The organism is Anianabacter salinae (genome assembly GCF_019061145.1).
Classification (GTDB): Bacteria; Pseudomonadota; Alphaproteobacteria; order Rhodobacterales; family Rhodobacteraceae; genus Anianibacter; species Anianibacter salinarum.
Genome location: NZ_JAHQZS010000005.1, coordinates 277,944 through 297,331, shown reverse-complemented (window position 1 = coordinate 297,331; position 19,388 = coordinate 277,944). Strand labels below are relative to the sequence as shown.

Sequence of the window (19,388 nt, the reverse complement as noted above, 5' to 3'; positions counted from 1 at the left end):
TACAGGAGCCACCGGATGAGCGCACCCAAACCAGTCGTCCTGTGCATTCTGGATGGATGGGGCATCGGCCCGGGGCTTGAAGGCAACGCGCCCGCCCTTGCCAACACCCCGACCTACGACCGCCTGATGGCCGAATGCCCAAGCGCGACGCTGGTCACGCACGGCCCCGACGTGGGCCTGCCGACCGGCCAGATGGGCAATTCCGAGGTCGGACATACCAACATCGGCGCGGGCCGCGTCGTGGCGATGGACCTTGGCCAGATCGACCTTGCGATCGAGGACGGCAGTTTCGACACCCGGCCCGCGCTGACACGCTTCATCGACGCGCTGAAGGCATCGGGCGGCACCGCGCAGATCATGGGGCTTGCCTCGCCGGGCGGTGTGCACAGCCACCAGCGCCACATTGCACACGCCGCAAAGGTCATCGCGCAGGCGGGCGTGCCGGTTCAGGTGCACGCAGTCACCGACGGGCGCGACGTGGCGCCAAGCTCTGCCGCCGGACAGATCGCCGAATTGCAGGAAGGCCTGCCGGACGGCGCACGGATCGGCACGCTGATCGGCCGCTACTACGCGATGGACCGCGACACCCGCTGGGACCGCGTGCAAGAAGCCGCCGACCTTGTGCTGAGCGGCAAGGGACGCAGCGCGCCGGATGCCGTCAAGGCGGTCGCGCAGGCCCATGACGATGGCCAGACCGACGAATTCATCCGCGCGGCGGTGGTCGACGGGTATCAGCCGCCCAAGGATGGCGATGGCCTTCTGTTCATCAACTTCCGCGCCGACCGCGCCCGCGAGATCCTGTCGGCGCTTGTCGATCCCGGTTTTGCCGAGTTCGACGCCCCCCGCCCCGACTGGGCCGTCGTCACCGGCATGGTGCAGTATTCGGACCGGCTAGAGCAGGTGATGGACGTGATCTTTCCCAAGGCGAAGATCGTGAACACCCTTGGCGAATGGACGGCAAAGCACGGGTTGCGCCAGTTTCGCGTCGCCGAAACCGAGAAATATCCGCACGTCACCTTCTTTCTGAACGGCGGCAAGGAATCGCCCGAGGAGGGCGAGGATCGCAAGATGCCGAAATCGCCCAAGGTCGCGACCTATGACCTGCAACCGGAAATGTCGGCGGGCGAGGTCAGCGATGCGCTCGTTGGCGCCATTGCGGAAGGCTATGACCTGATCGTGGTGAACTACGCCAATCCCGACATGGTCGGGCATACCGGCGATCTGGACGCGGCGATCAAGGCCTGCGAGGCAGTGGACCACGGGCTTGGGCGCGCCGCTGCCGCGTTGGAGGCGGCAGGCGGGGCGATGATCGTCTGCGCCGACCACGGCAACTGCGAGACGATGATCGACCCGGTGACGGGCGGGCCGCACACGGCGCACACGCTGAACCCGGTTCCGGTGATCCTGGTTGGCGGTCCCGCCGGTGCGTCGCTGGCGCCCGGACGGCTGGCCGATCTGGCGCCGACGCTGCTGGAGTTGATGCGCCTCAAACCGCCGCCCGAGATGACCGGGCAAAGCCTGATCCGCCGATGAAGGGCTTTTGCGCCTTCCTGCTGGCGCTGGGTCTCGCGCTTCCTGCCGCCGCGCAAACCCAGTCTCCGGCCGAGGCGGCAGAGCGCGCCGCGCGTGCGCTGTCCGAGGCGCAGGCGGCGCTGGATGCCGCCGACAGTGCGCAGGACCGGGTCGCCGCCCTGACCGACGTGATCCGCGCCTTCGAGGACGGTCTTGGCGCCCTGCGCGACGGCCTTCGCCGCGCGTCGCTGCGCGAGGATGCCATCCGCGCCCGTTTCGACGCGGAAAGCGAACGGTTGTCCCGCCTTCTGGGTGTCCTGCAATCCATCCAGTCGACGCCCGCCCCCCTGCTGCTTCTGCATCCCGGCGGGCCGGTCGATACGGCGCGGTCGGGCATGATCGTGTCCGACATCGCCCCCGCGCTGACACGCGAGGCCGACCGCCTGCGCGCTGAACTGGAAGAAGTCGTGTTGCTGCGCGCGCTGCAACTCAATGCCGCCAAGACGCTGGAGGACGGGCTGCGCGGGGTGCAGGACGCGCGCGCACAACTGGCGCAGGCCGTGTCCAACCGCAGCGATCTGCCAAAGCGCTATACGCAAGACCCGGAGGCGCTCAGGTCTCTCGTCGACTCCAGCGAGACGCTGGCCGCCTTCGCAAGCGGACTGGCCGACGTCGGCGGCGCGGCGCAAGACACCCCGATCCGCGACTTCGCCTCGGCGCGCGGGACACTGCGTTTGCCCGTCACAGGCCGCGTGCTGCGCGGCTTTGACGAGGCGGATGCCGCAGGCGTCGCGCGCCCCGGACTGGTCATCGCAACACAGGCGAGGGCGCTGGTGACGACCCCCTGGGCTGCGACGATCCGCTATCGCGGCCCGCTTCTGGACTACGGAAATGTGATGATACTGGAGCCGGGCAGCGAATATCTGATGGTGTTCGCGGGGCTTCAGGATGTCTATGGTGACGTCGGAGAGGTGCTTTCCGCCGGTGCGCCCGTGGGCATGATGGGCGGAGAGATGCCAGGGGCGGACTCGATCTTGTCCGACGGGGCTGGCACGGACCTGACCGAGACGCTCTATCTTGAGCTGAGACAAGGCAAGACAGCCGTGGACCCGGCGACGTGGTTCGCAATCGACTGAGAGAGGATGCGATGAGAAAATTCGTGATGGCCGCGCTGGGAGGAACCTTGGTCGGTGCCCTGGCAACGACCCAGGTGGCAGGCCCCCTGATCGCGCAGGAGAACCAGCGCAACGCGTCGGTCTATGAACAGCTTGACCTGTTCGGCGACATCTTCGAGCGCATTCGCGCCCAGTATGTCGAGGAAGTGGACGAGAAAGAGCTGATCGAGGCCGCGATCAACGGCATGCTCACCTCGCTCGATCCGCATTCGAGCTACCTTGCGCCCGACGATGCCGAGGACATGCGTGTGCAGACGCGCGGCGAATTCGGCGGCCTTGGCATCGAGGTCACGCAGGAAGAAGGCTTCGTCAAGGTCGTCTCGCCCATCGACGATACCCCCGCCGACCAGGCCGGGATCGAGGCGGGCGATTTCATCACCCATGTCGACGGCGAGTCGGTGCTGGGCCTGACGCTTGACGATGCGGTCGAGATGATGCGTGGCCCGGTCGGCTCCGAGATCGTCATCACCGTGGTGCGCGAAGGCCGGGACGAGCCGTTCGATGTCAGCATCATCCGCGACACGATCAAGCTGACCGCCGTGCGCACACGGACCGAGGGCAAGACCGTCGTTCTGCGCGTGACCACGTTCAACGACCAGACCTATTCCAACCTCGAACAGCAGCTTCAGGACGCGGTGGACGAGCTTGGCGGGATGGAGAATGTCGAAGGTTTCGTGCTTGACCTGCGCAACAACCCCGGCGGGCTTCTGACCCAGGCGATCCGCGTCTCGGACGCCTTCCTCGACGCGGGCGAGATCGTATCGACCCGTGGCCGCGAAGCCCAGGACGGAGAGCGCTACAACGCGACCGTCGGCGATCTTGCGAACGGCGCGCCTATGGTGGTGCTCATCAACGGCGGTTCTGCCTCGGCGTCGGAAATCGTCGCCGGCGCGCTTCAGGATCATCGCCGCGCCATCGTCGTGGGGACGAAATCCTTTGGCAAGGGCTCGGTCCAAACGGTCATGCCGCTGCGGGGCGATGGTGCGATGCGCCTGACGACAGCGCGCTACTACACGCCGTCGGGCCGCTCGATCCAGGCGCTTGGCGTGTCGCCCGACATCGTGGTGCAGCAGCCGCCCACGCGCCCCGAGGCCGAAGAGGATGAAGAAGAAACCTCGTCGGTGATCCGCAACCGGTCCGAAGCCGACCTGCGCGGCAGCCTCGACAACGACAGCCTGTCCGAGGACCAGCGCCAGCTGATCGAGGAAGAGCGTGCCGCTGCCGAAGAGGCTGCCCAACTGCGTGAAGAAGACTATCAGCTGGCCTATGCCATCGACCTGCTGCACGGCCTGAAGGCCCTGGCCCGCAACGAGAACTGACGCGGACTTGCAGAACGACAAAAGGCCTCTGCCAATGCAGGGGCCTTTTTCATGCGCGGGTCTTCAGGGCAGGATCAATCCAGCTGGCGCGCCTCGTCGATCAGCATCACGGGGATGCCGTTGCGGATCGGATAGGCCAGGTGTGCCGCCTTGGACACCAGTTCCAGCCGCTCGGCGTCGAAGGACAGGGGCGCTTGCGTCTGCGGGCACACCAGCGCTTCGAGCATCCGGCGATCATAGGTCTGTTCCCGCGGGGCGTCGCCGGTCATTGCATCATCTCTTCGTTCGATCCGCCACGCAGCGAAAACTCGATCAAGGTCACCAGCGTTTCTCGCCGCGTGGACAGCGACGGCGCCTCAAGCAGCGCCTGCTTGTCCTCGGGGTCGAAGGGGCACAGCATCGACAACGAGTTGATCAACAGCTCGTCGTCCGCTTCTTCCAGCGATTCCCAGTCGGTCTTGAGCCCGCGTTCGTCAAAGAACCGGCCCAGAAGCGGCAGGAAGGTCGACCGGTCGAACCCGGCGTCGGTCTCGGTCGCGCCAAGATCCCGCTCGAACCCGTCCCATGTCACATCGCAGCGCCGATAGGGGGTGAAGCCGTCAATCTCCTGCCGGATGCGGAACCTCGACGCGCCCGACAGGGTGACCATGTAGCGCCCGTCCTCGGTTTCCGAGAACGCCGTCAGACGTCCGGCGCAGCCGATGGAATGCAGTCGCTCGCCGCTTTGCCCGTAAGGCTGAACCATGCCGATCAGCCGGTGCTGGGTCTTGAGCGTGTCGTCCAGCATCGCAAGGTAACGCGGCTCGAAGATGTGCAACGGAAGCCGCGACCGGGGCAAGAGCAGCGCCCCGGGCAACGGAAATACAGGTAGTGTCTTGGGAAGGTCTATCGCCGCCAACATACCCATGCAGCTAGGCCGCCGGACGCATCAGGCAAATATCATCGAAGACAGCTTGCGGCGGCCCTTCTGCACGATCGGATCCTTGGCCGGAAGCGAGTCGAATATGGTGAAAAGCTGCTGTTTTGCAGCGCCTTCGTTCCACTCGCGATCCCGGCGGAACACCTCGAGCAATTCGTCGATGGCCTCTTCGGTGCGCCCGCTCGCCTGAAGCGCCTGCGCCAGATCGAACCGCGCCTGCAGATCGCCGGGGTTCGCCTCGACCTTGGCGGTCAACTCGCCCACCGGGCCGACGCCTGCCGCCTGCTTCTTGAGCTGCAGTTGCGCATGCGCGGCTTCCAGTTCGGGGGCCTTGGAAATCTCGACCGGCGCGCCGTTCAGGATCGCCTCGGCCTGCGCCAGATCGTCTGCGGCGATATGCGCGCGCACCATCCCGCCATAGGCAGCGGCGTTCAGCGGGTCTTCTTGCAGGATCGCGGCGAAAGTCTCGATCGCGTCTGCGACGGCGCCCTGTTCCAGCATCTCTTCTGCGGCGGCGACCGCCTCACCAAGACCGCCATCCCCCGCCATGCCGGACAGGCGCTGGACGAACGCCATGATCTCGGACTGGCTGACCGCGCCCTGAAATCCGTCGACCGGCTGGCCGTCGTGAAAGGCATAGACGGTCGGAATCGACTGGATGCGAAGCTGCGCAGAAATCTGCGGCGCCTCGTCCACGTTGATCTTGACCATCTTCACCTTGCCGGCCGCGCCCTTGACGGCGGATTCCAGCATCGGGCCAAGCGTCTTGCAGGGGCCGCACCAGGGCGCCCAGAAATCGACGATGATCGGCACCTCTTTCGAGGCTTCGATCACATCCTGCATGAAGGTCGCTTCGGACCCGTCCTTGACCAGATCGTCTTGTGCCTGCGCTGCGCCGCCGCCGAGTTCCAGCATCGCTTACCTCTTTGAACCAAAGTCCGCCCCTATATGATCGCCGAACGCGCGAAGTTGAAGGGGGCAGAAGAACATCGACCCCGTCTGCGCAGGTCCGGCGGGCGGGAATTTACAGATCGAACGTCGCAAAGACCGGCGCGTGATCCGATGGGCCATCCCAGCCGCGCACGGCTTTCAGGATGCGCGAGCCATGAGCCGCGTTCGAGATATCGGATGTGGCCCAGACATGGTCGAGCCGCCGCCCCTTGTCCGCCGCTTCCCAATCCTTCGCGCGGTAGGACCACCAGCTGTAAAGCCGCCCCTCGGGGATGTCCTGCCGCGTCACGTCGACCCATCCGCCCGCATCCTGCGCCGCGCCAAGGTGTTCGACCTCGATCGGGGTGTGGCTGACGACCTTCAACAGCTCCTTGTGGCCCCAGACGTCATCCTCGCGCGGGGCGATGTTCAGATCGCCGACAAGGATGGATTTCGCCGGGGCCTCGCCGTGGAACCAGTCGCGCATCTCGGTCAGGAAATCGAGCTTGTGGCCGAACTTGTCGTTCACCGCGCGGTCGGGAACGTCGCCGCCCGCCGGGATGTAGTAGTTGTGGATCGTCACGCCGTTCTCCAGCCGTACGGCGACGTGGCGGGCATCACCCTTGCCAACGAAATCGCGGTGGCCCGCATCCTCGATCGGCAGCTTCGACAGGATCGCAACGCCGTTGTAGCCCTTTTGCCCGCGCGCGACGGCGTGCGTGTAGCCCAGCGCCGCGAACTGGTCGAACGGCATCTTCTCGACGGGGGACTTGCACTCTTGCAGGCACAGGATGTCCGGCGCCTCCTCGGTCAGCAGACGCTCGACCAGCCCCGCCCGCAGGCGCACCGAATTGATGTTCCAGGTGGCAACGGTAAAGGTCATGGCAAAGGCTCCGGCGTCAGGGTCGCGCGACCCTAACCGCCGCCCCCTGCCCCATCAACCCGCAGGGCGCAGTCCCGTCTCGACCAGCAACCCGCGTCGCTTGGCCTCGTAGTAGTAGCCGCGCGCGTACCAGCCGACGGCGGTATCGTGGTCGCCGTCCGACACCAGCCACGCCCCGCGCAGATATTTCACCGCCCATTTCAGGTTCTCGTCCGCCGACAACAACTCTTCCGGCGGGCCGCGATGGCCCATGGTTCGCGCTGTCTGCGGCAGGATCTGCATCATGCCGTAGTAGGGACCGTTGCGCGCGGCGGGGCGGTAATCGCTTTCGCGCTGGATGACCCGGTGCACCAAAGGGCGCGGCACCTCGTAGAGGTCCGCGTACTTGTTCACCAGCACGCGGATTTCGGGCGTCTCTCCGGGATAGAGCGGCACGTCTCGACTGACCTCGGCAGGCTTGGGGCCGGACCCGCAGGCGGCAAGCGACAGGATCAAGGCCAGCAGGGCAAGAACGCGCATGGATGTCTCCGGCGGAGGTATGACTGTCTTCATGGCATTTACCGCGCGTTTGGCCTTCGGGGAACCTTGCGTTGCAGTGTCTGGCGGTGTTTCGCCCATCGCCGCTTGATCCGGGGGGCTGGCATCGGGCACGCTTGGGATCAAAACAAGAGAGTCGCCATGCGAGCAGCCTTGATCCTGAGCCTTGCCGTCGCCACAAGCCCCGTGCTGGCGCAAGAAGATGACGCGCCCCGGTGGGAAACCTATTCCCATGACGGCGGGCGCGGGGCGGCCATCTGCCCCAGAAGCGATTACGAGAACGACGATTACACCTGTCTTCTGATCTCGTGCGCGCCGCTTGGCGGTCCGCTGCACCTGCGCGTCGCTTTTGCCGGGCGCGACTTTGGCAACGACGCGCCCGAGCTTCGCCTGACCGTGGACGAGAATCCCGCCGTGACCCTGCGGATGCGGCGGCTGGCCGATGCCGACCACTTCGATTTCTCGACCCCGGTGCGGCAGGACCGCGATGCAGACCTTCTCGAGCAACTGATGGGCGGATCGGACGCCAAGGTGGCGCTTGGCTCGGGCAGCGATGCGTTCAGCTTTACTGCGCCGCTGTCGGGGTCGCGCGACGCGATCTCGGCCCTGCCAGACCTGTGCGGCCCTCAGGCCGACGCCGGGCGCCCGCCCCGCGATTCGCTGATCGCGGGCGAGGTCGAGGAAATCCTGTTCGAGCGTCGGCTGGCCTTTGGCGGTGCTGCGTTCTCGGCGGACCTGCTGTTCACCCGCAGCGGCGGCGTCTCCGGCGACATCGTGCGGGACGGAGAGATCACCGAAATCTCCGGCGACTGGGAGCTGGAACCGGACGGCCGCCTGTGCCTTCTGACCGCCTATGGCGGCTGTTTCCGCTTTTTCCGCAAGGGCGATGAGATTTCGGTGCACCGGGACGAGCGGCTGGGCGAGGTCAGCTTTCTGGAAGACTGATCTCCGGGCATTGTAAGTGCGCGTATCAATCCGTTGACGTGGGCTTGGCCATATAGTAAGTTTACTTATCATATTGGAGGGAGCGCCATGCAATTCCATCTGAACGGCTTTCGCGCGGGCGATCCTCGTATTGCGCCAGCCATGCCCGACGGCGACCGGAACGACGCCCTGCCCGCCGACGTCGATGTCCTGATCGTCGGCTGCGGCCCTGCCGGTCTGACGCTGGCCGCGCAGATGGCGCAATTCCCCGGCATCCGCACCGCCATCGTCGAGCAAAAGGATGGCCCGCTGGAGCTTGGGCAAGCGGACGGCATCGCCTGCCGCACGGTCGAGATGTTCAACGCCTTCGGCTTCGCCGAAGAGGTGCTGCGCGAAGCCTATTGGGTCAACGAAACCTCATTCTGGCGACCGGACGGTGACGGAACCGGCATCGCCCGCGCCAGCATCATCGACGATACCGAGGACGGGCTTTCGGAATTTCCGCATGTCATCCTGAACCAGGCGCGCGTGCATGACCGCTATCTCGAGGTGATGCGCAACAGCCCACACCGGATGGAGCCAAATTATTCCCGCCGCTTTGCCGGGCTGGAGATCGGGACAGGCGATTATCCCGTAACCGTCACGCTGGAGCGCACGGACCCCGATCATGCCGGGCAGACGGAAACCGTGCGCGCGCGGTATGTCGTCGGCTGCGACGGGGCCCGAAGCGGCGTGAGCACGGCCATCGGGCAGACGCTTAGGGGCGACTCGGCCAATGTCGCCTGGGGCGTGATGGACGTGCTTTGCGACACCGATTTCCCTGACATCCGCCGCAAGGCGCTGATCCAGTCGCCGCAGGACGGCAACATCGTCCTGATCCCGCGCGAAGGCGGTTACCTCGCCCGCATCTACGTCGAACTGGACAAGCTGGGCGAGGACGAGCGCGTGTCGGCCCGTGACATCACGGCGGACAAGCTGATCGCGGCGGCGCAGCGCATCTTTCGCCCCTACCGCTTCGAGGTGAAGGATGTCGCCTGGTGGTCCTGTTACCAGATCGGCCAGCGCCTGTGTGACCGCTTCGATGATGTGCCGCAGGATCTGGCCCCAACCCGCACCCCGCGCGTGTTCATCGCAGGCGACGCCTGCCACACCCACAGCCCCAAGGCCGGGCAAGGCATGAACGTGTCGATGCGCGACGCCTTCAACCTTGGCTGGAAGCTGGCGGCGGTGCTGCGCGGGCAAGCGGATGCCAGCCTGCTGCACAGCTATACGGACGAACGGCAGGGCATCGCGCAGGCGCTGATCGACTTCGACCGCGAATGGGCCAGCATGATCAGCAAGCGCGCAGCCTCGGGCACCGAAGCGGGCGTCGATCCCGACGCCTTCCGCCGCTACTTCATCAAGAGCGGGCGATACACCGCCGGAACGGAAGAGGGTTACGCGCCCTCGCGCCTGACGGCCGAAGCCACGCACCAAACCCTTGCCAGCGGGTTCATCATCGGCAAGCGGTTCCACTCGGCCCCGGTGATCCGCATGGCGGATGGCAAGCCGCTGCACCTTGGCCACACGGTCACAGCGGACGGGCGCTGGCGACTGTTCGCCTTTGCCGGGCGGGACGGAGACCTGACGGCCTTGTGCGACTTCCTGCAAGCCGATCCCCGCTCGCCGCTGCTGCGGCACACACCCGAGGGGCAGGACATCGACAACCTGTTCGACCTGCGCGGCGTGTTCCAGACACCGCACCGCGAGATGACGGTGAACGATCTGCCACCGCTGCTGTTCCCGGCAAAGGGGCGGCTGGGCCTGCACGACTATGAAAAGGCGTTCTGCGCCGATCCCCGCGCCGACATCTACGACACGCGCGGCATCGACCGAAAGCGCGGAGCGCTGGTGATCGTGCGCCCCGACCAGCACGTCGCGCATGTCCTGCCGCTTGACGCGCACGCTGAACTTGCAACCTTCCTTGGCGGCATTTTCCTGCCGCAGTCCGAGGCGCAAAGCGACGCGGCATGAAAAAAGGCCCCGGCGCGAAGCCGGGGCCAGTCCAACAGGGAGGTTCATGCCATAACCCCGGCATGAGAGGGTTCTTTCGCCTTCAATCCCTACAACGGCAGGGATCAAGAAACTCTTACCGCGATCAGGCGACGAGCCTGTAGCCGCCGCTCTCCGTCACCAGCAATCGCGCGTTGGACGGGTCTGGTTCAATTTTCTGACGCAGCCGGTAGATGTGGGTTTCCAGCGTATGCGTCGTGACACCCGCGTTGTAGCCCCAGACCTCGTGCAACAGCACATCGCGCGGCACAACGCCTTCGGACGCGCGGTAGAGGAACTTGAGGATATTCGTCTCTTTCTCGGTCAGACGGATCTTCTTTTCGTCCTCGGTCAGAAGCAGCTTCATCGCGGGCTTGAAGGTGTACGGACCCAGCGTGAACACCGCGTCTTCGGACTGTTCATGCTGGCGAAGCTGCGCACGGATGCGGGCCAGAAGCACCGGGAACTTGAACGGCTTGGTGACATAGTCGTTCGCGCCCGAGTCGAGGCCAAGGATCGTGTCGCTGTCGCTGTCGTGTCCGGTCAGCATGATCAGCGGGCATTTGACGCCCTGCTTTCGCATCTTGCGGCACAGCTCGCGTCCGTCGGTGTCGGGAAGGCCGACGTCCAGGATCACCAGATCGAAGTGCCCGGCCTTGATCTTCTCCATCGCGTCATGGCCATCGGCGGCCTCGAACACGTCGAAGTCGTCGGTGTCCACCAACTGCTCGCTCAATGCCTCGCGCAGGTCGTCATCGTCATCGACCAGAAGGATTTTCTTCAGGTTGCTCATTCAAGCCTCCTCAACTTTGTGGGAGTGAAGTGTTAGGCAATCACGTCCCCGGCAAGCTATGCTGCAAGCGCATCACGCGGTCGTGTCGACATGGGGCGGTTTGTTTCATATTTGAGGGCGTGATGCCTGTCAGGACCGCCCGATGCCGCTTAACCCCAGCCCCGTTGAAACCATTGCCCGCGCCCGCGCCGACCTGCGGATGGGTGTGCCCGTAGTGCTGACGGACAGGGCAGCCGGGGCGATCGTGATTGCTGCCGAAACCCTGACACCCGCGCGGCTGGCCGATCTGCGGGGCCTTGGGGCGCCGGTTCTGGCGGTGACGGCGCGTCGGGCGGCCACGCTCAAGGCGCGGGTCTACGACGGTGATCTGGCCCGGATCGAGGTGCCGCAAGACGCCGATGCCGACTGGATCGCCGCAGTCGCCGACCCCGCCGACGATCTTGCGCGGCCCATGAAGGGGCCGTTGACGACCGCGCGCGGCGGAGAGGCGCGCTATGCCCGCGCCGCGATAGCGCTCGCCAAGGCATCGCGCCTGCTGCCCGCCGCGTTGGTGCTGGAACTGAACGATGCCGCCGCGCTGGCGCGAGATCACGCGCTCACGCAGGTGGCGCTGGCCGATGCCGAGGCGCTGGCGGACGTGCTGTCGCCGCTGCATTCCATCATCAGCGCCCGCGTCCCGCTCGAGGTGTCCGAGGCGGGCCGTCTGCACGTCTTCCGCCCCGAAGACGGCGCCGAGGAACACTATGCCGTCGAGATCGGCCGCCCCGACCGCAGCGCGCCGGTGCTGGCGCGGCTGCATTCGGCCTGCTTCACCGGCGATCTGATGGGCAGCCTGAAATGCGACTGCGGCCCGCAACTGCGCGCCGCGCTGGCCCGGATGGGCGAGAACGGATCGGGCGTGCTGCTGTATCTCAGCCAGGAAGGACGCGGCATCGGCCTTGCCAACAAGATGCGCGCCTATTCGTTGCAGGATCAGGGCTTTGACACCGTCGAGGCGAACCACCGCCTTGGGTTCGAGGATGACGAGCGCGATTTCCGTATCGGCGCCGACATCCTGCGGCGCATGGGGTTTTCACAGGTGCGCCTGCTGACGAACAACCCGGCCAAGGTCGATATGATGAACGCATACGGGCTGACGGTGACGGAAAGGGTGCCCCTCAAGGTCGGCCTGAACCCGCTGAACGCCCGGTATCTCGACACCAAGGCGAAGAAATCCGGCCACATCCTCTAAACTCTGCCCGCCGGAACCCCTAGCTTGAGGGTCAGGAGGCATCGCCATGCAGTATTCCGTTCTCGATCTTTGCCCCGTGCCCGAGGGGTCCACCGCCGCCGACGCCATCGCCAACACGGTCGATCTGGCGCAGCACGCAGAGCGTTGGGGCTATCACCGCCACTGGCTGGCCGAGCATCACAACATGCCCGGCATCGCGTCCTCCGCGACCGCCGTGCTGATCGGTCATGTCGCCAACGCCACCAGGACGATCCGTGTCGGCGCGGGCGGCATCATGCTGCCGAACCACGCCGCCCTGACGGTGGCCGAGGCGTTCGGCACGCTCGCCACGATCCACGGCCCGCGCATCGACCTTGGGCTGGGACGCGCGCCGGGTGGTGACATGGCGGTGATGCGCGCACTTGGCGCGAGTTCCGAGAAATCGGAACGCTTTCCCGATGATGTGGCGCAGCTTCTGGCGTTGCTTGGACCGGAACGCGACGGCGCGACGATCAACGCGCATCCCGGCCAAGACACCAACGTGCCGCTCTGGATTCTTGGGTCGTCGCTGTATGGCGCACAGGTCGCGGCGCATTTCGGCCTGCCCTATGCCTTTGCCTCGCATTTCGCCCCCGCCGCGCTGACGCAAGCGCGCGAGACCTACCGGCGGTATTTCCAGCCGTCGCAGCACCTGCAAGAGCCGCATTTCATGCTGGCGATCAACGTCTTCGGTGCCGACACCGATGCCGAGGGCGCTTACTTGCGCACCACGATGCAGCAGGCCTTTGCGCGCCTGCGGATGGGCAAGCCGGGCAAGCTGCCCGCCCCGGTGCGCGACATCGACGCCGAGATCGGCGCAGGCATCCGCCGCGCGGTGGATGAGGCGCTGTCGGTCACTGCCGTCGGGTCGCCCGGATCGGTGCAGCGCCAGCTTCAGGCGCTGATCGACGAACATGCCCCCGACGAGGTGATCCTGACGGGCCAGATCCACGACCACGCCGCGCGGCTGCGGTCGTTCGAGATCGCGGCGGACGCGATGCAGCACATCGGGACGAGCATCGCCGCATGACGCCGAACGACATGGTGCTGACCCCGCGCGGGCTGCGGTTCCGGGGGCGGGTGTTTCCCTGCAGTATCGGACGCGGCGGCATCACGGACGACAAGCGCGAAGGCGACGGTGCCACCCCGCGCGGCATTCACCGCATCGTCGGGTGCCTGTATCGCCCCGACCGGCTGGCGCAACCCTGCGACTGGGCGGTGCCGATCCTGCCGGGCGATCTGTGGTCGGATGATCCGCGCGATGAGGATTACAACCTCATGGTTCGCGCGCCTTATCCGCACAGCCACGAACGGCTCCGCCGCGCGGATCCGCTTTATGATCTTGTTTTCATTCTGGATTGGAACTGGCCGCAGGCCGAACGCGGGGCCGGGTCGGCGATCTTCATTCACCAGTGGCGCAAGCCCGGCCACCCCACGGCAGGTTGCATCGCCCTGCGCCCGGATGACCTGCGCTGGATCGCCCCGCGCATCGGCTACGACACGCGGGTCATCGTGGCCTGACGCCTCACGCGATCCGACCGTTCGTGACCTTCAGCGGCTCGGGCGAGCCGCGTTCGGCCAGGAAATCCGGGCGCGGTTTCTGCGCCGCGAAGGGGTGCGTCACCGCGTTCGACATCGCGTTGAACACGAAGAACGCGTTCGAGCGTGGGAACGGCGTGATGTTCCCGTTCGACCCGTGCAGCGTGTTGCACTCGAAGAAGATCAGCGTGCCCGCCGGGCCGGTCGCCGTGTCGATGCCGAAGCGCTCGGCCATCTCGGCCAGCGTCTTCTGCGACGGCACGCCGACCTCCTGCTTCTTGAGCGAGGACTTGTGGTTGTCGTCCGGCGTCTCGCCCTGACAGGCGATAAAGTGCTTGTGGCTGCCCGGGATCAGCATCAGCGGGCCATTGACCTCGGAATTGTCCGTCAGCAGCAACGACGCCGACACCGCGCGCATCCGGGGCATGCCATCCTCGGCGTGCCAGGTCTCGAAATCGGAATGCCAGTAGAATTCCTTGCCGGTGAAGCCCGGTTTGTAGTTCAGCCTTGACTGGTGAAGATAGACGTCATCGCCCAACAGGAACCGCGCCGTTCCCGCCAGCCGCGTGTCGCGCGCCAGCCGCGAGAAGATCGAGGAATGCCGATCGAGGCGAAAGATCGTGCGCACCGCGTCGCCATCAGGCTCGGTCACAAGATCCTCGGACGAAATGCGCGTCCCGCCCCCACGCAGATCGGAAGAGGCGTGGATCAGCGCCTTCACCTCTTCGGGGCTGAACAGGTCGCGGCGCACAAGATAGCCGTTCCTGGAATAGCTGTCGGCCTCGTCCTTCGAGATCGGGGCCGCATCGGTCCAATCGGACCAGAGCACGGGATCCGTGCGTTCGGTCAGGCGCTCACCCTCTCGCAGGCGGGTGGGATAGATGTCCTGGAAGACGTCGGTCTTGGTCTGGATATTCATGACTCTCCTCCGGTCAGTCGTATGAACGGATCGGCGCCAATCGCTGGAAACAGGGTTTCCCTCGGGACGTCAGCCGCTCCTGGGGCTGCGCAACCGATCCTTGATGTCAGGGCGACAGCCAAACGCGTCGCTCACCTGATGCGGCAACCCTGCCCTGCGACACTTGGTTCCAAGGCGGGAACACTGCCGTCACGGCATGGACGCGCGCGATCAGGCGAGGCCGGTATACGGGCCAAGGGGCGCCCTGAAAACAGCTGTCAGCCGTAGGCGCGTTCTCCGAAGATCGCCGATCCCACCCGGACATGGGTCGCGCCAAGGGCTATCGCCGTCTCGAAATCCGCGCTCATCCCCATCGACAACCCGGCAAGACCGTTGCGTTCCGCGATCTTGGCCAGAAGCGCGAAGTGCAGCGACGGCTCCTCGTCGACGGGCGGAATGCACATCAGCCCGCGCACCGGCAGGTCCATTCGCCGGCATTCTGCGACGAAGACGTCTGCATCGGCGGGCAGGACTCCCGCCTTTTGATTCTCCTCGCCGGTGTTCACCTGAAGAAACAGGTCCGGGCAACGGCCATCCTCTTGCGCGATACGGGCGATGGCATTGGCCAGCTTGGGCCGGTCGACGCTGTGGATCGCGTCGAACAACTCCATCGCGGCGCGGGTTTTGTTCGATTGCAATGGCCCGATCAGGTGCAGCTCGATCCCGTCAAGGCGTTCCCGAAACGCGGGCCACTTGCCCTGCGCTTCCTGAACCTTGTTCTCGCCGAACACCCTGTGACCTTCGCCCAGCACCGCCTCGACCCTGTCCAGCGGCTGCACCTTGGACACGGCGATCAGCGACACCTCGCCTTCCGCTCGTCCGGCTGCCTGCTCCGCAGCGCGCACGCGGCTTTCGATGTCCTGCAATCCCATCCTTCACTCCTTTGGCAGCGCGTCGCCCAGCGCGTCGAACAACTCTTGCAGCTCGTCGCCATACCGCTCCCACGCCTTCAGCGAGCTCTTGTACAGCGGCTGGCGCACCTGCGCGAGGCTCAGCGTGTCCACCCGCCGCGTGCTTTCGTGGAAGGTCATGCACTGGTCTTCCCACGGCAAGCCGCAGGCGGCGACCAGCTTGCGCGTCTCGGCCTCGGGCGCGGCGATCAGGTCTTCATAGCGGATCTCATGGATCCGCCCCGGCATCCGGTCCTTCCAGAAGGCGACGATGTCGAGGAAAGAGCGGTAGTAATGCGCCAGATCGGCAAGGTCATAGGCAAAGCGGTGCTGCCCGAGTTCAAAGAAGTTGCGATAGCATGACAGCAGCAGGTCGCGCGGGTCACGGTGCACGATGACGAAATGCGCGTTCGGCAGGGCGGCCGCGATGGGGCCAAGCAAGGCGTAGGTCTGCACGCTCTTGTCCGTGATCCGGGCCGCACCCGGAAAGCGGTCGCGCATCGCCGCTTCGGTTTCGGCGCCGCAGGCGGCAAGCTGCCCCTTCGGCAGATCGCCAAGCGTCTTGAACCGCCCGCCTTCGATCAGCGCCTCGGACAGGACCGCGCGGGCAAAGCCAAGCTCGCCGCCGCCGGTCACCTCGGAATGGCTGGCGAGGATCTGTTCGACCAGCGTGGTTCCGGATCGCGGCATTCCGGTGACGAAGATCGGGGCGAACCCTGCGTGGCCCTCTACCGGACGCGGCTCGACGAACGTTTCATACGCAGCCTTGATCGCGGCAAGATCGCGGCCGCGTCCCTCACGCGCGTAGGGATACAGCCGCCGCACGGTCTCGTTCGCGGGGCGCAAGTAGGTGAACACCCGGCCGTGCTGCTTGCTGTCCTCCAGCGCCTTGGTCAGCGCAAACCCAAGATAGGCGCGGTTGACGTCGCCCGCGTCCAGCGCAGCGAACCGCGTCTCCCATTCCGGGATCAGCGGATCGTCCGCGGCGAACTTGCGACCGACCGACAAGAAATAGCGGTGAGCGTCATTGCCCGCCTCGATCGCCAGCGCCTTGCGCAGCAACGGCTCCGCCTCGTCGAAACGTCCCAGCCGTTGCAGCGTCGCGGCCTTGCGGCCCAGCGGCACCCCGTGGCCCGGCGCCTTGGCGATGGCCTTGTCGTGAAAGCGCAGCGCCTCGGCGTCGCGCTGCTGTGCGCTGCGGGTCATCGCGGCATCCAGGAATAGACCGGCGCCGTGACGCTGTCCCTTGAGGCACCGCGCGAGCAGGCGGTCGGCAATGTCCATGCGGCGGGCGCGGATCAGATCCTCCAGCATCGCGGCGCGCGCGGCACTGTCCAGCCCCGCGACATCGAGCGCCTCGACCAACGCGGCGGCCCCAGCATCGTCCCGCGCCGCGACCAGCGCCCGCAGGCGGGCGACGGGTGCAGGCGGGGCAGAGGCGCGCAGCCCGTCGATGGCGCGCGCGATCTCTTGCCGTGGCGCATCCGGCAAGGCCGCACCCCTGGCGATCCCTTCAAGCGTGGCAAGCACCTCTGGCACGTCGTCCCGCCCCGCGACCCGGGGCAGCACCGCCTTCCACAGCGCGGGTTCCACCGGCTTAAGGCGCAGCGCGGCAAGGAAGCGTTCGAACGCCTCGTTCCCCTGCCCCTGCCGGACAGCGATCTGGCCAAGCTGGAACTCTGCCTCGGCGGTCTGCGGACGCACGGCAAGGATCTGCAGATACAGCGCGCGCGCCGCATCCAGTTGCCCGGCGGATTGCAGCGCCATCGCGTCGCCGTAGAGCTTTGGGATTTGCGCCGGGTTGACCGGGATCACGGGGAGCCTCGCCTCTCAAGGAGCATCGTCGATGCGTCTACCTAGCGTCCCATGCCCCCAAAAGAAAAGAGCGGGCCGAAGCCCGCTCTTTCCGTATCGAATGGTCCTGAATGGATCAGAACGACATCGCCATACCGAACGAGTAACGCTCGTTTCCGGCAGCCACACCACGTGTGGTGCCGTTCGCGTAGCCGGCCTGAAGAACCGCGCCGCCGCCGAGGTTGTAGTTCGCAACCAGCGCGTAGCCGTCCGAGTTCGCACCGGCTTCGTAGTTGTACGACCCGTAGTTCGCCGAAACGGTGATTGCGCCCATGGTGTATCCAAGGCCGAGCGCGTAGTGGCTGTAGTCAAACGCGCTGTTCACGCCGTTGCCGTCCAGACGCGAATAGTTCGCAATCGCGCGGAAGCCGCTGCCGAGTGCCGCGTCGATGCTCGCACCGTAGATGTTGATGTTACCCGAGCCCTGGTAACCGGCGCCGACGGTGATGTCGCCAGCCGAAATGCCAGAGAACGTGTACTTGGCACCAACGCCGATCACAGTCGTGCGAGCGCCCGCAGCAACAACGGTGTCGACCGCTGCAGCCGAGACAGCGAACGAGAAGCCGTTGAACGAGTAGTCATAGCGAGCGATTTGATCTTCGAAGCCGGGGGTGATCACGTAGCCACCGCCATTGCTGGCGTCGAGACCGGCGTTGCCGTTGTAGCCCGGGTGCGACGTGTGATCGTCGTTCAGCGTGCCGCCGATACCGACTTCGGACAGCGCCCAGTCGAACGCACCGTCGGTGTCACCCATGGTCAGGGTGCCGAACGAACCGGAGACGAAGATGGTCTCGCCGCCCTGTGTGGCAGGCGCAAACGCCGGCGAAGCGCCGACTGCGCCAGCACCGTCCGACTCGTCGAGATCGATCGACGCGCCGAAGGTCAGGCCACCGTCGGTGGTGCCCGACATGGTGAACGTGACATCGATGTCGGTGAAGAACTGCAGCGGGTTGTTCACGCCAGCGAAGTTACCTGCGCCACCGTAGACGCCCATTTCGGCCGAACCGGTGATGGCGACATCAGCTGCCGCGATGCCTGCGGAGCCGACCAGGGCCGTAGTAGCAAAGAGAACCTTTTTCATGGTTATCCCTCATTCATTAAAAGGTGCACCTCAACCCGGAGGCTCCGACTTGAGTATGATGCTGTGTCGCCCCAAGCGCCCCTGAATGCAAGAAAGGCCCCGGGGCGCTTGCCCGATGCCGCCGGAATTGATGCACCTATGTCACAGTAGTGCCACGCGCCTGCACCGGCTTTGCCATGAAAACTCCTTGTGGCAAAGGGTTGTGCGCGATACACCGACCCAACCTTTTGAAAGTGCTGGGGGCGCCTCATGCGGCAGAGCCTTACGATCAGACTCATGTGCGGGACGCTGGTTCTTGCGACTCTTGCGGGCTGCGGAGACCGGTTCGGTCTTCTGGAACGCTCGGACGATACCGGCGTCAGCGACGCGGTGCTGGAACAGCGCCGGAATACGCCGACAGAGATCCAGCGCCGCGAACGCGCGGAACGCGGGTCGATCTTCGATCTGTTCGCCAACAACGATGATCCCAACGTCACTATAGAAGTGAACAAGTATCTCTGGGCCGCGTCGCTGGAGGTTCTCGATTTCCTGCCCATCCAGTCGGCCGATCCGTTCTCGGGCGTTCTGGTCACCGGCTTTGGCGCTCCGCCCGGCGGCGGCACGCCTTACCGCGCGACGGTGCTGATCCAGGACCCCGCGCTGGATGCAAGGTCGCTGAACCTGTCGCTGCAGACCCGGTCGGGCGCGACGGCCAGTGCCCAGACGGTGCGTGCGGTCGAGGATGCGATTCTCACGCGGGCACGGCAGCTTCGGGTGCGCGACACCCGCCTCTGATCGCCGCACTGGACCCTTCG

Annotated in this window: 19 protein-coding genes; 9 read left to right on the top strand and 10 right to left on the bottom strand. The window is 65.7% G+C overall.

Features of this window, described 5'->3' with window-relative positions; translation table 11 throughout:
* Positions 1-15 precede the first annotated feature (15 nt).
* The 3 genes from gpmI to KTJ87_RS14905 are packed head-to-tail and all read left to right on the top strand — an operon-like array spanning position 16 to position 4,006.
* Complete coding sequence (gpmI, locus tag KTJ87_RS14915) at positions 16-1,533, top strand: 2,3-bisphosphoglycerate-independent phosphoglycerate mutase (protein ID WP_267139934.1); 1,518 nt, start codon at positions 16-18, stop codon at positions 1,531-1,533.
* Entirely contained in the window at positions 1,530-2,648 is a 1,119-nt protein-coding gene (locus KTJ87_RS14910) for a murein hydrolase activator EnvC family protein (protein WP_267139933.1), read from the top strand. The genes gpmI and KTJ87_RS14910 overlap by 4 nt, the downstream gene beginning before the upstream one ends.
* Positions 2,649-2,659: 11 nt before the next feature.
* The gene (locus KTJ87_RS14905) at positions 2,660-4,006 is read left to right on the top strand and encodes a S41 family peptidase (protein WP_267139932.1); all 1,347 of its coding nucleotides are present in this window, start codon (positions 2,660-2,662) and stop codon (positions 4,004-4,006) included.
* Positions 4,007-4,080: 74 nt separating this feature from the next.
* Here the strand turns inward: KTJ87_RS14905 and KTJ87_RS14900 are convergent, their stop codons facing one another.
* The 5 genes from KTJ87_RS14900 to KTJ87_RS14880 all read right to left on the bottom strand — a co-directional run bounded on the left by KTJ87_RS14900 (position 4,081) and on the right by KTJ87_RS14880 (position 7,257).
* Positions 4,081-4,275, bottom strand: a complete 195-nt coding sequence (locus tag KTJ87_RS14900; RefSeq protein ID WP_267139931.1) for a Trm112 family protein — start codon at positions 4,273-4,275, stop codon at positions 4,081-4,083.
* The gene (locus KTJ87_RS14895; RefSeq protein WP_267139930.1) at positions 4,272-4,907 is read right to left on the bottom strand and encodes an LON peptidase substrate-binding domain-containing protein; all 636 of its coding nucleotides are present in this window, start codon (positions 4,905-4,907) and stop codon (positions 4,272-4,274) included. Before KTJ87_RS14895 ends, KTJ87_RS14900 begins: the two co-directional genes overlap by 4 nt.
* A 27-nt stretch (positions 4,908-4,934) precedes the next feature.
* A complete protein-coding gene (trxA, locus tag KTJ87_RS14890; protein WP_267139929.1) occupies positions 4,935-5,840 on the bottom strand; it encodes a thioredoxin in 906 nt (301 codons plus the stop codon).
* A gap of 109 nt (positions 5,841-5,949) precedes the next feature.
* Positions 5,950-6,738, bottom strand: a complete 789-nt coding sequence (locus KTJ87_RS14885) for an exodeoxyribonuclease III (RefSeq protein WP_267139928.1) — start codon at positions 6,736-6,738, stop codon at positions 5,950-5,952.
* A 54-nt stretch (positions 6,739-6,792) separates the two neighbouring features.
* Positions 6,793-7,257 (bottom strand): lytic transglycosylase domain-containing protein, encoded by a 465-nt coding sequence (locus KTJ87_RS14880; protein WP_267139927.1) that lies wholly within the window; start codon positions 7,255-7,257, stop codon positions 6,793-6,795.
* A gap of 159 nt (positions 7,258-7,416) precedes the next feature.
* Between KTJ87_RS14880 and KTJ87_RS14875 the strand changes: the two genes are divergently transcribed.
* Together KTJ87_RS14875 and KTJ87_RS14870 are read left to right on the top strand one after the other, a co-directional pair.
* Complete coding sequence (locus KTJ87_RS14875) at positions 7,417-8,220, top strand: hypothetical protein (protein ID WP_267139926.1); 804 nt, start codon at positions 7,417-7,419, stop codon at positions 8,218-8,220.
* Between the two features lie 87 nt (positions 8,221-8,307).
* Positions 8,308-10,212: an FAD-binding monooxygenase gene (locus tag KTJ87_RS14870; RefSeq protein WP_267139925.1), complete on the top strand. Its 1,905-nt coding sequence runs from the start codon at positions 8,308-8,310 to the stop codon at positions 10,210-10,212.
* 124 nt (positions 10,213-10,336) lie between these two features.
* On the opposite strand, the gene KTJ87_RS14865 is transcribed toward KTJ87_RS14870, so the two are convergent.
* Positions 10,337-11,023 carry a response regulator transcription factor gene (locus KTJ87_RS14865; RefSeq protein WP_267139924.1) on the bottom strand — a complete coding sequence of 229 codons (687 nt, stop codon included), beginning with the start codon at positions 11,021-11,023 and terminating at the stop codon, positions 10,337-10,339.
* A 142-nt stretch (positions 11,024-11,165) separates the two neighbouring features.
* On the opposite strand from KTJ87_RS14865, the gene ribA reads away from it, so the two are divergent.
* From ribA to KTJ87_RS14850, 3 genes are read left to right on the top strand one after another with little or no spacing between them, the layout of a single operon-like run.
* Positions 11,166-12,254, top strand: a complete 1,089-nt coding sequence (gene ribA / locus KTJ87_RS14860; RefSeq protein WP_267139923.1) for a GTP cyclohydrolase II — start codon at positions 11,166-11,168, stop codon at positions 12,252-12,254.
* A 46-nt stretch (positions 12,255-12,300) separates the two neighbouring features.
* Complete coding sequence (locus KTJ87_RS14855) at positions 12,301-13,302, top strand: LLM class flavin-dependent oxidoreductase (protein WP_267139922.1); 1,002 nt, start codon at positions 12,301-12,303, stop codon at positions 13,300-13,302.
* Positions 13,299-13,793 carry a L,D-transpeptidase family protein gene (locus KTJ87_RS14850; RefSeq protein WP_267139921.1) on the top strand — a complete coding sequence of 165 codons (495 nt, stop codon included), beginning with the start codon at positions 13,299-13,301 and terminating at the stop codon, positions 13,791-13,793. The genes KTJ87_RS14855 and KTJ87_RS14850 overlap by 4 nt, the downstream gene beginning before the upstream one ends.
* Positions 13,794-13,797: 4 nt before the next feature.
* Here KTJ87_RS14850 and thpD read toward each other — a convergent pair whose 3' ends face one another.
* The 4 genes from thpD to KTJ87_RS14830 all read right to left on the bottom strand — a co-directional run bounded on the left by thpD (position 13,798) and on the right by KTJ87_RS14830 (position 18,594).
* Positions 13,798-14,730 (bottom strand): ectoine hydroxylase, encoded by a 933-nt coding sequence (thpD, locus tag KTJ87_RS14845; RefSeq protein WP_267139920.1) that lies wholly within the window; start codon positions 14,728-14,730, stop codon positions 13,798-13,800.
* Between the two features lie 257 nt (positions 14,731-14,987).
* Positions 14,988-15,641, bottom strand: coding sequence for a YggS family pyridoxal phosphate-dependent enzyme (locus KTJ87_RS14840; RefSeq protein WP_267139919.1), 654 nt, complete (start codon positions 15,639-15,641; stop codon positions 14,988-14,990).
* Positions 15,642-15,644: 3 nt separating this feature from the next.
* On the bottom strand, positions 15,645-17,474 hold the full coding sequence (locus tag KTJ87_RS14835) for a tetratricopeptide repeat-containing sulfotransferase family protein (RefSeq protein ID WP_267139918.1): 1,830 nt from the start codon (positions 17,472-17,474) through the stop codon (positions 15,645-15,647).
* 115 nt (positions 17,475-17,589) lie between these two features.
* Positions 17,590-18,594: a porin gene (locus tag KTJ87_RS14830; protein ID WP_267139917.1), complete on the bottom strand. Its 1,005-nt coding sequence runs from the start codon at positions 18,592-18,594 to the stop codon at positions 17,590-17,592.
* Between the two features lie 249 nt (positions 18,595-18,843).
* Between KTJ87_RS14830 and KTJ87_RS14825 the strand changes: the two genes are divergently transcribed.
* Positions 18,844-19,368: a DUF3576 domain-containing protein gene (locus KTJ87_RS14825; RefSeq protein WP_267139916.1), complete on the top strand. Its 525-nt coding sequence runs from the start codon at positions 18,844-18,846 to the stop codon at positions 19,366-19,368.
* The last annotated feature ends 20 nt before the right edge of the window (positions 19,369-19,388 follow it).